This is a genomic window from Saccharopolyspora sp. NPDC002376 (genome assembly GCF_053593195.1).
Genome location: NZ_JBSFBZ010000054.1, coordinates 1 through 13,671 on the forward strand (window position 1 = coordinate 1; position 13,671 = coordinate 13,671).

Here is a 13,671-nt window from a genome sequence, read left to right on the forward strand (position 1 = left end):
TTTTTTTTTTATTTTTTTTTATCTAGATTTAATGGGGGTGTTTTGTGATTAGATTTTAAACACCCCCCACCCCCCCCCCCCACCTCCACCGTCCACACAGGAGGTTCCCGCATTGCGAGTGTTCACGAGCAAGGAAGAGATCATGGCGGCCAAGGGCGAGCCGCTGGGCACCAGTGAGTGGCTGACCATCACCCAGGAGCAGGTGAACCAGTTCGCCGACGCCACCCTGGACCACCAGTGGATCCACATCGACGTCGAACGCGCCAAGCAGGGACCGTTCGGAGCGCCCATCGCGCACGGCTTCCTCACCCTGAGCCTGCTGTCGAAGCTGAACGCCCAAACCTACCGCTTCGACGGCGCGAAGATGGGCATCAACTACGGCCTGAACAAGGTCCGCTTCCCCAGCCCGGTCCCGGTCGGCGCCCGAATCCGCTCCACCACGGAACTGGCCGACGTCACCGAAGTCCAAGGCGGCGTCCAGCTCACCATCAAGTCCACCATCGAAATCGAAGGCGCCCCCAAACCGGCCTGCGTGGCCGAAGGCCTCAGCCGAGTCGTCTTCTGAGCCCAGCCAGGAGCCGCCGTCACCCGAGGTGGTGTCAATTTCTCACGAAGTTGACCATCCCAGGCGTGGCGGCGGGTCACCCGGGAGTGGGGTGGGTGTCAGTTTCGCGAGAAATCGGGCCAGCCCTTCGCCCGACCGCCGCCCCAAGGTGGCGCTTCGCGCCGCTGTTGTTCAGACCCGGGTGACGGCACAGGGGTGGGTCGGCTGAGTCGAGGTGTTGTCTTGGCGGTGGAACGTCTGCTGGGACAGGTCGACTGTGCAGTTGGGGGATTGATTTCGGTTGGCGCTGAAGAGATAACAATAAGCGAAAATCTCTCGCATAAGTTGGCCCGGTTCGAGCGAGCGGCTGCCCTACCGGTCTCGGAGGTGGCGGCGGAGGATCTTGCCGGTCGAGGTTTTGGGGAGCTCGGGGAGCAGTTCGACCTGGCGCGGGTACTTGTAGGCCGCCATCTCGTTGCGACAGTGGGTGATCAGGTCTTCCGGGGTTGCCGACGCGCCGGGTTTCAGGGTGACGTAAGCCTTCACCGACTCGCCTCGGTAGAGGTCCGGGACTCCGACCACCGCTGCTTCCAGGACTGCTGGGTGGTTGTAGAGGACGTCCTCGACCTCGCGAGGCCAGACCTTGTAGCCGGCTGCGTTGATCATGTCCTTCTTCCGGTCCACCGCGTAGAACCAGCCGTCGGCGTCCATGAATCCGACGTCGCCCGTGCGCAGTTCGCCGTCCGGTAGCGCTGCCGCGGTGGCCTCGGGTTTGCGCCAGTAGCCGGGCACCACCTGGGGACCGGCGATCGCGATCTCGCCCACCTGGCCGACCTGGGCTTCCGCACCGGAGTCGTCGAGGATCCGCACCGCCGTGCCGAAGATGGGCAGCCCGATGGACAGCGCGCCGGACGCCGGGTCCACCGGTGCACATGTTCCCGGCGGGACGAGGTGGGTGATCGACGTGGTCTCGGTCAGGCCGTAGGCGTTGTGGATGTAGTGGCCGGTCCGGTCCTGGAACTGCTGGTTCACCGCCGGTGGCACCGGTGCGCCGCCCGAGTAGATCAGCCGGAACGAGCGGAAGTCCTCGGCCGACACGCCCTCCGCCGCGGACAGGCTGATGAACGCGGTGATCGCACCGATGGTGAAGGTGGGGCGGTGCTCGCGGATCGCGTCCAGCACCACCTCCGGCTGGAACCGGTGGACCAGCACCAGCGGGCACGGCACGAGCAGGCTCAGCGCGAAGTGCCCGACCAGACCCGTGATGTGGAACAGCGGCGCGACGCCCAGGATGCTGTCAGCCGAAGTCGTGCCCATCCAGTCGCGGAAGGCCTGCGCGTTGAACGCGATCACGGCGTGGGTGTTCATCGCGCCCTTGGGCTCACCGGTCGTGCCCGAGGTGTAGGTGAGGACGGCGACGTCGGAGGGCGATGGCGGATCGGCCACCGGGGTTCGACCGGCATACCGATCGATGAGTTCGAGCAGGTCCAGCTTCTGCCCGCGGCCCACTTCCGCCTGCGGCATGACGCGGGGATCGTTGCGGGTCTGCCAATCGCGCGCCGAGCAGGTGATGACGGTCGAGACCTGCGTGGCGCCCGAAGCGAGGACTTCCCGCGCGACCGGGTGCAGCTCGTCCAGGCAGACCAGTGCGTTAGCGCCCGAATCGGTCAGGAGGTAGGACAGCTCCCGCGCCTTGTTCATCGGGTTGATGACCACGGCCGCTCCCCCGGTCTTCCACGCGGCCACCACCGCGATCACGAACGCGGGGTTGTTCTGCACGTAGACGCCGAGCCGGTCGCCCGGTTGAAAACCGTTGTCCTGCAACGCGACCGCGAGCGCGTCGGACGCCGCGTCCACGTCGGCCAGGGTGAGCTGCCCGTCGAAGTACCGGATCGCCGTGGTTTCCGGCGCGCGGGCCACGGCGGCGCGGAACAGGTCGAGCGCGGTGCCGTGCTCGACTTCGATGTCCGCCGGGAGGTTTCCGTAGTGGGCGAGCCAAGGACGCTGCGCATAGCTGCTCATCTGACCACCAAAGTCCGGAGCGGTGTTCTTCCGAAACTGCCAGGAATCTCGCACCTCGGCACCGCGCGGTCAACCCCGGAAGATCACCGAAAACCGTTGGACCGCACCGGGATCAAGGTCGCAGCGAGGCCAGCAGAAGGTCGGCGAACTGCTCCCCGACGTCCTCCCCGGTGAGCTCGCCGTCCTGGCGGAACCAGCTGCTCAGGTGGTGCACCGCACCGAAGAAGAAGTCCACCACCAGGTCCGGCGACTTGTCGGTCCGGAACACACCGTCGCGCTGGCCTTCCTCGATCAGCTCGCACACCCGCTCGTGGTAGCGGCGGCGCTCCCCGCGGACCTCCGCCTGCTTGTCCGCGTGCAGCAGGTGCATGGAGCGGAAGAAGATCTTCGTGTCGTCCAGGTTCGCCGCCGTGGTCGCGACGACGTCGGCGGCCACGGCGTGCAGCCGCTCCTGCACCGGGGAGTCGCTGTCGGCCGCGCTCTCCATCCGCGCGTGCTGCACCCGCAGCACCCGCGCGTAGATCTCGTAGAGCAGGTCGTCCTTGGAGCCGAAGTAGTGGTACATCGCCCCCTTGGTGACTCCGGCCGCGTCCACGATCTGCTGCACCGAAGTCAGCTCGTAGCCCTGCTCGGCGAACAACTTCGTCGCCACCGAGAGCAACCGCTGCGGGACCGGCTCGTCACCTGCCGCCGTCGCGGCGGTGGTGCGGCCGTTGGCCACCCTCGCCATGTCAACCTCCCCTGTCGATCCCCGCTCAGCGTATCGACCCACCGGTCCGCTGCACCGCGGACCGGCGGGGATACACCCGTCATCCCAGCTTGCGCTGGAGCTTGCGCATGCCCGCCTGCCACCGCTGCGGCTGGGCGGCGCGCAACGCGTAGTAGTCGGCGACCTCCGGGTGCGGCAGGATCAGGAACTCGCCGCTGTCCAGCGAGTCCGCGACCAGGTCGGCGACCTGCTCCGGTTCCAGCGCTCCGTCGTCGAGCAGCGTCTTGCCGGCGTCGCCGCTGCTGCTGAGCATGTTCGTGCGCACTCCCTGCGGGCACAGGGCCTGCGCGGTGATGCCTTGGTCGGCGTAGGTGATCGCCAGCCATTCGGCGAAACCGAGCGCCGCGTGCTTGGTCACCGAGTACGGCGCGGCCTGCAACATCGTCAGCAGTCCCGCGGCCGACACCGTGGCCAGGAAGTGCCCGCTCCCGCGTTCCAGCCAGTGCGGGAGCAGTGCGCGGGCGGCACGGACGTGCGCCATGACGTTGACGTCCCAGGAATCCGCCCAAGCCGCCTCGTCCGCCTCCGGACCACCGCCGCGGGAAATCCCGGCGTTGGCGCAGAACAGATCGATCTGCCCGTGCTCGGCGAGAGCGGCCTCGACCAGCGTGCGCACGCCGTCCTCGCTCGCGACATCGCCCGGCACCGCCAGGCCGCCGACCTCCGCCGCGACCCGCTGGACGCCTTCGGTGTCCACATCGGCTAGCACGATCTCCGCACCGAGCTCGGCGAACTTGCGGGCCATCGCCGCACCGATGCCGTTGCCCGCACCGGTGATCACCACCGCTGAACCGGCCAGCTGCACCTCACACACCGCCCGTCAACGTCATACCGCCGTCGAGCACCAGCACCTGTCCGGTGATCCAGGACGCTTCCTCGGAAAGCAGGAACGCCGCCGCACCGCTGATGTCGGACGGAATTCCCAAGCGCTGCAACGGGTACTGCGCGGCGACCTCGTCCTCGCGGCCTTCGTAGAGCGCGGTGGCGAACTTCGTCTTGACCACCGCCGGGGCGATCGCGTTGACCCGGACCTTCGGGCCGAGCTCCACCGCGAGGTCCTGGGTGATGTAGGACAGCATCGCCTTGGTGGCACCGTAGAAACCGATCCCCGGCGCGGGCCGCACACCGGCCACGGAGGACACGTTGAGCACCGAACCGCCGTGCTCGCCCATCCACGCCCGGTGGACCTGCTGGGTCCACGACAGCGCGGCGAGCACGTTGACCTCGAAGGACTTGCGCGCGACGCCGGGTTCCACGTCGAGCAGCGGTCCGTAGGCCGGGTTGATCCCGGTGTTGTTGACCAGCACGTCCACCCGGCCGAACGCCTCGACCGTCTTGGCCACCGCTTCGGCCTGGTGCTCGGTGTCGTCGGCCTTGCCCGCGATGCCGAGCGCGTGCTCGGCGCCGCCCAGGCCCTCCACCGCCTCGGCCAGCGGCTCGGGCTTGCGCGCGGTCAAGGTCACCTTCGCGCCCTCGGCCACCAGCCGCTCCGCGATGGCCAGGCCGATTCCCCGGCTGGCACCGGTCACGACCGCCACCCGACCGTCGAAACGCTTGCTCATCTACTTCCTTCCTCTCCGCCGTTCAGCGCGATTTCAAGGGAAATCAGACGTCCGATTTCAATGGAATTTGCGTGCACCTCGTGCCACTACTCCGCCGCGCGAGCGGTGTCGCGGAGTTGGCGGCGCAGGATCTTGCCGGTGGCCGTCTTCGGCAGCTCGTCGAGGATTTCGACGCTGCGCGGGTACTTGTACGCGGCCAGCTGCTGCTTGCAGTGCTCGACGAGTTCCGCGGGCTCCGCCGAACGGCCGCGGCTCAGGCTCACGAACGCCTTGACCGTCTCGCCCCGGTAGGCGTCGGGCACGCCGACCACGGCGACCTCGCGGACAGCCGGGTGTCCGTAGAGGACGTCCTCCACCTCGCGCGGCCACACCTTGAACCCGGAGGCGTTGATCATGTCCTTCTTGCGGTCCACCACGTAGAACCAGCCCTTGGCGTCCATGAACCCGACGTCACCGGTGTGCAGCCGCCCGTCACGGATTCCGGCCGCGGTCTCCTCGGGTTTGTCCCAGTAGGACGGCACCACCATCGGGCCTTCGATGACGATCTCGCCGACCTCCCCCACCGGCAGGTCGGCGCCCTCGTCGTCGACGATGCGCACCACCGCGTCGTAAGTGGGCAGCCCGACGCTGAGGGTTCTCGAAGCCTCGTCCACCGGAGCTTCCAGGTGCGCCGGCACGGAAGTCGCGGTCGCGGTGGTCTCGGTGAGCCCGTAGCCGTTGTGGATGTAGTGGCCGAACCGCTCGCGGAACGCCTCGACCACCGCCGACGGCAACGGCGCCCCGCCGGAGTAGACCAGCTCCAGCGAGGAGAAGTGGTCGGCGGTGACCTCCGGGTGGTTCATCAGCGCCATGTACGCGGTGGACGGGCCGACCATGTAGCAGGGCCGGTGCTCGGCGAGCGCATCGAGCACGACGCCGGGCTCGAACCGGTAGGCCAGGTCCAGCTGGAGACCGGCGGCCATCGCCCCACCGAGCTGGCAGACCAGGCCGGTGATGTGGAAGAGCGGAGCCAGCGCGAAGATCCCGCCCCCGCCGATCTCCCGGATTCGGACGGCCATGCCCTCTGCGTTGAACACCACGTTGCCGTGAGTGTTGGTGGCGCCCTTGGGAATTCCGCTGGTGCCGGAGGTGTAGACGAGCAGCGCGGTGTCCGAACTGGACGGTGACACCGCGGGCGGCCGCCTGCCCGCGTTGGCCCGCGCGACGGCGAGCAGGTCCGCGCACCCGGCCGCGGGGCGCCGCTCGATGCGGCTGAACAGCCGCGCGTCGTGGCGGGTCTGCAGGTCCAGCTCGCTGGTGGTGACCGCGACGCGCACCCCGGCCGGTCCGGTCAGCTCGCCGAGCACGTCGTGCCAGCCCTGCTCGGAGGAGACCACCGCGGCGGGCCGCGCGTCGGCGAGGATCCTGGTCAGCTCGCGGCTCCGGTACATCGGGTTGAGCGGGACCACGATCGCCCCGGCCTTCCACCCGGCCAGCAACGCGATCACGAACTGCGGCACGTTCTGCAGGTACACCGCGACCCGGTCACCGGCGGCGACGCCCTCGTCGACGAAGTGCTGCGCCAGCCCGTCGCTGAGCTCGTCGAGCTCGCGGAAGCTGAGCCGACCGTCGAAGTAGGTGGTGGCGACCCGGTCCGGGTGTTCTCGGCAGGCGGCGGCGAACACCTCGAGCAGGCTGCCGAACCGCGGTTCGATCGTCTCCGGGATCTCGCCCGCGTAGAGCTCCAGCCACGGCCGTGCGTCGTAAGGGCTGACCAACACGCCACCTCCACATTGAGACCGACCAGTCGGTACGTCCAGTCAACGACCCACGCCCGGCCGCGTCAACCCTCCCCCGCTTCGCAACATCGCCAAACCGTTGACCATCCAGCTGGTCTAGTCCATTTTGCGAAGACGCATCCGGTACGAATCCCCGGAGGTCCGCATGATGAAACGCCTGGCCGCCCTGACCGCAGCGGCCCTGACCGCGCTCACACTCGCCCCGACCGCGACGGCCGATGCGCCGCAGGCGCTCCCGAAGCACCAGCTCACCGGCTACTGGCAGAACTTCACCAACAACGCCAAGCCGCTCAAGGTCAGCGACATCTCGCCGAACTACGACCTGATCGCCCTTGCCTTCGCCAACGCCGACTCGGCCCGCCCCGGTGCGGTCACCTTCAACGTCGACCCGGAGCTCTCCGACGCGCTCGGCGGCTACACCGACGAACAGCTCAAGGCCGACATCGCCGCGAAGAAGTCCGAGGGCAAGTCCTTCGTGCTCTCGATCGGCGGCGAATTGGGCAACGTCGACTTGGGCTCCGAGTCGAACGTCGCCAATTTCGTCGATTCCGTTGGAAAAATTTTAACGAAATACGGCATTGATGGGTTAGATATTGACTTGGAGCACGGCTTCAACCTCCCCAACACCACCACCGCCGTCCAGCAGTTGCGCGAACAGGTTGGCGACGGCTTCCTGCTGACCATGGCCCCGCAAACCCTCGACGTGCAGCCCAGCGGCTCCTACCTGGAGCTGATCAACAACCTCAAGGACGTCATCACCGTCGTGCACACCCAGTACTACAACTCGGGTTCGATGAACGGTTGCGACGGCCAGGTCTACAGCCAAGGCTCGGTCGACTTCATCACCTCGCAGGCCTGCAGCCTGCTGCAAGTGCTGCGACCCGACCAGGTCTCGCTGGGCCTGCCGGCCACGCCGTCAGCGGCGGGCAGCGGATACGTGGAGCCCGCAGTGATCGGCAACGCGCTGAACTGCCTGACCGCCGCGAAGGACTGCGGACAGTACACCCCGGACCAGCCGCACCCGGAACTCAGCGGCGTCATGACCTGGTCGATCAACTGGGATGCCAGCAGCGACAACGCCTTCTCCGATCCGGTGCGGGCGCAATTGGACACACTGCCGTAATCAAGAGCGACTCCGGTCGGGCATTCGATCCACGATCACGGTGCTGCGCAACCCGACCGGAGCCGCACGATCGTCACGGTCCGCAATCCACATGCTACGAAAAGTGAGATTCAGCACCAGGCGCACGTTCGCGCACACATTTCTCCCGTACCGCGCTACCCTGGAGGCATGTCAGCCGCGCTGGAGACTGTGTTGGCACGAGCCGGTTTAAAGGTCACCGCCAACGAATTTCTGACACTGGTCGAGGATGCCGCCAAGAAGCTCACCTCGCCCCAGGGAGACCCAGCCGCGCACTTCACCGACGCGGAACGGGCCGCCCTCAGCGAGGCGGGGCTGGACCTGACGCCGCTCAGCGACGCCGAAGTCGACCCCCGCGCGCGCACCGTCGCCGAGCAGGCGGTGCTGCGCGATACCGCGCTGTCGGTCAACCAGGCCGCCGAGCGGATCGGGGTGGACACCAGTCGCATCCGGCACCGGATCAGCGAACGCCGCTTGATCGGCTGGAAGGACCGCGGCGGATGGCGACTGCCCGCGTGGCAGTTCACCGACGCCGACGCGCTGCCCGGTCTGGACGTGGTGCTCGCGCTGATGCCGGTGGACCAACCCTCGCTGGTGCTGGCCAACTTCATGACCACGCCGCAGGAGGACCTCGAACTCGGGGACCGCCCCGCGAGCCCGCGCGAGTGGCTGCTGGCAGGCGGCGACCCCCAGCGGGTGGCCGAGCTCGCCGCCACCATCGGCACCCCGGCCTGAGCGCACACCCCATCCAACTCGATCCAGGACCTCCATGGCACGGCTACCCCAGCCGCCTGCGCCAGCTGTGCTGCAGGCGATGCTCCGGCGCACCGAAGACGTCATCGCGGTGCCGGCCGGTACTCGCCTCGTGCGCGTGTTCACCACCGGGGGCAACCACCCCCAGCAGTGGAACAGCTTCCGCTACGCCGGTCCGCTGCCGCACGCCCGGTTCGACCCGCACCTGCCCAACGCGCAGGGCGGGCCGACCGTCACGCGGGAGCACGGCGTCCTGTACTTCTCGCTGTCAGTGCAGACCTGCATCGCAGAGGTGTTCCAAGCGACCTCCACAGTGGACCGCCGGACCCGCAGTCCGCAGCTGGTGCTGTTCCGTCCACGTCGGACGCTGCGCTTGCTGGACCTGACCGGCCTGTGGGCGACCCGGGCCGGCGCCTCGCAAGCGATCGCCACCGGTCCCAAGCTGCGCACCCAGGCGTGGGCCCGCGGCATCCGCGCGGCCTATCCGGAACTCGACGGCCTCTGGTACCGCTCTTCAATGGACGCGGGCAACCCGTCGCTGTGCCTCTGGGATCCCCCGGCAGCCACAGCCCTGCCCGACTCCCCCGACGTCCTGCTACCCCTGAGCCACCCGGGCCTGGACGTGCCGTTGGGGCGAGTGTGCAAGGAACTCAGCTACACGCTCCTGGACTGACGCAAAAGGACCATCGGAGACAGGTTCTGAAACACGGAGGTGCCCGGAGCTCGATTAAGCTCCGGGCACTTCGTTTCGACCAGGGGTCAGGCCTTCTCGACCTGCTCCGGTGCCGATTCGGGCTCGCCGTTCTTCTTGGCCTTGGCCAGGCTTGCCCAGGCCGTGATCACCAGGACCACGATGATGAAGCTCAGCGACATCCAGTTGTTGATCTCCAGCCACTCCGGCACCAGGTGGTACTCGTGGAACGCGTGGATGATCAGCTTGATGCCGATGAATCCGAGGATCACGGCCAAGCCCACCGAAAGGTAGATCAGCTTGTCCACCAGGCCGCCGAGCAGGAAGTACAGCTGGCGCAGACCCATCAGCGCGAAGGCGTTGGCGGTGAAGACCAGGAACGGGTCCTGGGTGATGCCGAAGATCGCCGGGATCGAGTCGACCGCGAACAGCAGGTCGGCGCTGCCGATCGCGACGATGACCACGAACATCGGGGTCAGGAGTTTCTTGCCGTCGATCTTCACGACCGACTTGTGGCCGTGGTAGTCGTCGGTCACCGGGAACACCTTGCGCACCCAGCGCACCAGGACGTTCTCGCTGTACTCCTCGTCCTCGTCCTTCTTGCGCACCATGCTGATGGCGGTCCAGATCAGGAAGCCACCGAAGATGAAGAAGATCCAGACGAACTGCTCGATCAGCGCGGCGCCCACGGCGATGAAGATGCCTCGCATCACCAGTGCCAGCAGGATGCCGATCAGCAGCACGCGGTGCTGGTGGATCGACGGGACCGCGAAGCTCGACATGATCACCATGAAGATGAACAGGTTGTCGATGCTCAGCGAGTACTCGGTGATGTAACCAGTGAAGTACTGAATGGCGAAGTGCGCATCGCCGAAGATCCAGACACCGATGCCGAACGCCACCGCGCAAGCGACGTAGAAGATGACCCACCGCGCCGCTTCACCCGTGGTGACCTCGTGCGGCTTGCGGTCAACGATCACCAGGTCGATCAGCAGCAGCAGAGCCAAGCCGCCGAGCGTGGCGGCCCAGATCCACCACGGAATGTCGAGCCGATCAGCAGCTCCTGATGCCTGCTGGGCCAGCAACGTTACGTCGGCACCCATGAGTTACCTCCGGTTCAGGGCGTACGCCAAGGGACCGGAGGTCTCTTCCACCGGCTTGGCAACCGGTCGACGGCACCGGGCTTGTCCTAGCAAGTTCCGTGATGACGACACCGTCGCGAAGGAATACTCCCCTCCACTTGCCAAGATTGTCACTTACGCGCACCCCTCGACGCTAGCCAGGGGCTACCACAAGCAACGAACATCACGCACGGACCGTAATGGGTATGCCCCCAGGAACAATGCGGGACACGCTCATGTCATCCCGACGGCGGCCGGATCGGCCCTTGCCCTCCTGGCGATCACCGTTATGATCACCCGGACCCGGTCCCAGCCGGGACCGCACGCGGGGATGCGGCAACGACCCGATGGCGGACGCGACGAGGTGTCCGGTTTCTGTTTGGTCTCTGGTTCATAGCTTCTTGGTCTTCGCACTCGTCTGGATACGAACCGGTGCTCCCCTCTTCCCCTACTGTCGAAAACGTGTCCGCATCCCGTCGCCGCCGCACGCGCATCGCGCTGGCCGCGCTGTCCTGCATCGCCGTAGTGGTGCTCACCGCTCTCCTGTGGTCCGGTGAACAACCGCGCCACGCCGCCCCGGAACGTCCGCGGGAGGCGATGGTGGACGTGGTGGACGGGCCCGACGACTCCCAGCGGATTCAGATCGACGTCACCCTCTACGCCCCCGCCGAGACCCCGGCACCGACGATCCTGCTCGCGCACGGCTTCGGCGGTAGCAAGGCCGACACCGCCACGCAGGCCCAGGAACTGGTGCAGCGCGGCTTCACGGTGCTCACCTATTCCTCCCGCGGTTTCGGCCGGAGCACCGGCCAGATCGCGCTCAACGATCCCGACTACGAGGTCAAGGACGCCCAGCAGCTGCTGGACTGGCTGGCCCGCCAGCCCGAGGTGTCCCGCGACGGCGACGGCGATCCGAAGGTCGGCGTCACCGGCGCCTCCTACGGCGGGGCGCTGAGCCTGATGCTGGCCGGTGCCGACCACCGCGTCGACGCCATCGCCCCGGTGATGACCTACAACGACCTCGGCCAAGCGCTGCTGCCCAACAACGCCGCGCGCCAGGCCCGCACCACCCCCACCCCGGCCGGTGGCTCGTTCAACGACGAGGGCGTGTTCAAGCAGGCGTGGGCCGGACTGCTGTTCGCCGCCGGGAGCACACCGCGGCCGAACGACCAGCCGGACATCGGAAACGGCTCGCCGGGCCGCCCGACCAGCCCGCAAGGACAGCAGCTGACCTGCGGCAACTTCACCGATCAGGTGTGCGCTGCCTACAGCGAGCTGGCGCAGACCGGGCGGGCCGGGCAGGCGACGCTGGACCTGCTCGCCCGGGTCTCGCCGAAGTCGGTCACGGCCAACATCAAAGTGCCGACGCTGCTGATGCAGGGCGAGCACGACACCTTGTTCGGCCTCGACCAGTCCGACGCCAACGCCCGGCAGATCACCGCGGCCGGCGGCGAGGTCAAGACGATCTGGTTCGCCGGTGGCCACGACGGCGCCGAACCCGGGCCCGCGCAGCGCCAGCAGATCGCCGACTGGTTCGCCTTCCACCTCGGCGGCGTGGGGCCCGCGCCGGAACAGCACAAAGACTTCCTGTTCGACATCGCCGGGCGCCCGCAGCGCAACGGCGAGATCCCGGTCCGCACCATCACCGCCGACTCCTACCCGGGCGTGCAGGACGTCGCGCGCGTGCCGCGCTTCTCGCTGGCTCTGCACGGCCAGGCCACCGAAGTCGTCAACCCGCCCGGCGGCAACCCGGCGGCGAGGAGTTCGCTGCCCGGCGCTTCGCAGGCCCTCGACACGGCGGGCAGCCTCGGCCAGTCGCTGGCGCGGGACCTGCCCGGCCAGACCGCGGTGTTCCGCACCGACCCGCTGGACAGCCAGCTGCTGATCTCCGGCACGCCGCGAACCCGGTTGTCGGTGGCCTCGGTGCGGGGCCAGCCCACCACCGGCAGCGCAGTGCTGTTCGCCAAGCTCTACGACGTCGCCCCGGACCAGAAGCGCACCCTGATCGGCAACGCGGTCTCCCCGCTGCACGTGACGGACCTGCCGCCGGACGGCACACCGGTGGACGTCGACGTGGCGCTACCCGGCGTGGTGCACCCGCTGGAGACCGGCCACCGCCTGGAGCTGGTCGTCTCGACCACCGACCAGGCCTACGCGCAGCCGAAGGAACCGGCCGTGCACCGGGTCGGGCTCGCCGGGGACAGCGAGGTGACCATCCCGTCGGTGCGCGGGACCGCGAACAACGCCAACGCCGTGCCGGCCGAACCGCTGGTGGGCATCGGGCTGCTGGCCGGGCTGGTGCTGGTCGCCTGGGTGATCTCGCGGATCCGCCGCAAGAGCAGCGACGACATCGACCCGATGCTGTCCGACACGCCGCTGGTGATCGCCGGGCTGACCAAGTCCTACCCGGACAAACCCACCGCTGTGCAGGACCTGTCGATCCGCGTCGAGCAGGGCCAGATCGTGGGGCTGCTCGGCCCCAACGGCGCCGGCAAGACCACGACCCTGCGCATGCTGCTGGGACTGCTGCACCCGAGCTCCGGGCAGATCCGGATCTTCGGCCACCGGCTGGCGCCCGGTGCTCCGGTGCTGTCGCGGGTCGGCACGCTGGTGGAGACCCCGGGCTTCCTGCCGCACCTGTCCGGTGTGGACAACCTGCGCTACTACTGGGCGGCGACCGGGCGGCCCATGCTGCAGGCCCGCTTCGACGAAGTCCTGCAGATCGCCGGGCTGGGCAGTGCCGCGCAGCGCCGCGTGTGCAGCTACAGCCAGGGCATGAAGCAGCGGCTGGCGATCGCCCAGGCCATGCTCGGTCTGCCGGAGCTGCTCGTGCTCGACGAACCGACCAACGGGCTCGACCCGCCGCAGATCCACCAGATGCGCGAGATCCTGCGCCGCTACGCCGCCACCGGGCGGTCGGTGCTGGTGTCCAGCCACCTGCTCGCCGAGGTCGAGCAGACCTGCACCCACGTCGTCGTGATGCACAACGGTCGCCTGGTGACCACCGGCAGCGTGGCCGAAATCGCCTCGGTCGACGGCGAGGCGACCTTCCGGGTCGACGAGCCGCAGCAGGCCGCCGCGGCGTTGCGCACGATCGAGGGGCTGGGCCAGGTCGAGGTCGACGGCGACCTGGTGCACGCCGACCTGGCCGGGCACAAGGCCGCCATCGCGGTCAACGTGCTGGTCGACGCCGGGGTCTCGGTGCACCAGGTGGGTCCGCGACGGCGCTTGGAGGACGCTTTCTTGCAGCTGGTCGGAGAGGAGAAACGGTGACCGACGAGCCGCAAACC

General features: G+C 68.1%; 11 protein-coding genes. 5 read left to right on the top strand and 6 right to left on the bottom strand.

What is annotated here, in order from left to right:
* Positions 1-112 precede the first annotated feature (112 nt).
* Entirely contained in the window at positions 113-565 is a 453-nt protein-coding gene (locus tag ACWCO2_RS28575) for a MaoC family dehydratase (protein WP_450130877.1), read from the top strand.
* A gap of 351 nt (positions 566-916) precedes the next feature.
* On the opposite strand, the gene ACWCO2_RS28580 is transcribed toward ACWCO2_RS28575, so the two are convergent.
* The 5 genes from ACWCO2_RS28580 to ACWCO2_RS28600 all read right to left on the bottom strand — a co-directional run bounded on the left by ACWCO2_RS28580 (position 917) and on the right by ACWCO2_RS28600 (position 6,654).
* Complete coding sequence (locus ACWCO2_RS28580; protein WP_450130878.1) at positions 917-2,566, bottom strand: AMP-binding protein; 1,650 nt, start codon at positions 2,564-2,566, stop codon at positions 917-919.
* Positions 2,567-2,678: 112 nt separating this feature from the next.
* A complete protein-coding gene (locus ACWCO2_RS28585; RefSeq protein WP_450130879.1) occupies positions 2,679-3,296 on the bottom strand; it encodes a TetR/AcrR family transcriptional regulator in 618 nt (205 codons plus the stop codon).
* Between the two features lie 79 nt (positions 3,297-3,375).
* Positions 3,376-4,149 (bottom strand): SDR family oxidoreductase, encoded by a 774-nt coding sequence (locus ACWCO2_RS28590; RefSeq protein ID WP_450130880.1) that lies wholly within the window; start codon positions 4,147-4,149, stop codon positions 3,376-3,378.
* Positions 4,142-4,897: an SDR family oxidoreductase gene (locus tag ACWCO2_RS28595; protein ID WP_450130881.1), complete on the bottom strand. Its 756-nt coding sequence runs from the start codon at positions 4,895-4,897 to the stop codon at positions 4,142-4,144. Before ACWCO2_RS28595 ends, ACWCO2_RS28590 begins: the two co-directional genes overlap by 8 nt.
* A gap of 86 nt (positions 4,898-4,983) precedes the next feature.
* On the bottom strand, positions 4,984-6,654 hold the full coding sequence (locus ACWCO2_RS28600; protein WP_450130923.1) for a class I adenylate-forming enzyme family protein: 1,671 nt from the start codon (positions 6,652-6,654) through the stop codon (positions 4,984-4,986).
* A 166-nt stretch (positions 6,655-6,820) separates the two neighbouring features.
* On the opposite strand from ACWCO2_RS28600, the gene ACWCO2_RS28605 reads away from it, so the two are divergent.
* The 3 genes from ACWCO2_RS28605 (at position 6,821) to ACWCO2_RS28615 (ending at position 9,242) form a co-directional block, all read left to right on the top strand.
* Positions 6,821-7,798 carry a chitinase gene (locus tag ACWCO2_RS28605; RefSeq protein ID WP_450130882.1) on the top strand — a complete coding sequence of 326 codons (978 nt, stop codon included), beginning with the start codon at positions 6,821-6,823 and terminating at the stop codon, positions 7,796-7,798.
* A gap of 168 nt (positions 7,799-7,966) precedes the next feature.
* Entirely contained in the window at positions 7,967-8,551 is a 585-nt protein-coding gene (locus ACWCO2_RS28610; protein WP_450130883.1) for a DNA-binding protein, read from the top strand.
* Between the two features lie 34 nt (positions 8,552-8,585).
* Entirely contained in the window at positions 8,586-9,242 is a 657-nt protein-coding gene (locus ACWCO2_RS28615) for an RES family NAD+ phosphorylase (protein ID WP_450130884.1), read from the top strand.
* Positions 9,243-9,328: 86 nt separating this feature from the next.
* On the opposite strand, the gene ACWCO2_RS28620 is transcribed toward ACWCO2_RS28615, so the two are convergent.
* A complete protein-coding gene (locus tag ACWCO2_RS28620) occupies positions 9,329-10,363 on the bottom strand; it encodes a TerC family protein (RefSeq protein ID WP_450130885.1) in 1,035 nt (344 codons plus the stop codon).
* A 480-nt stretch (positions 10,364-10,843) separates the two neighbouring features.
* On the opposite strand from ACWCO2_RS28620, the gene ACWCO2_RS28625 reads away from it, so the two are divergent.
* Positions 10,844-13,654, top strand: a complete 2,811-nt coding sequence (locus ACWCO2_RS28625; RefSeq protein WP_450130886.1) for an alpha/beta fold hydrolase — start codon at positions 10,844-10,846, stop codon at positions 13,652-13,654.
* Positions 13,655-13,671 lie beyond the last annotated feature (17 nt).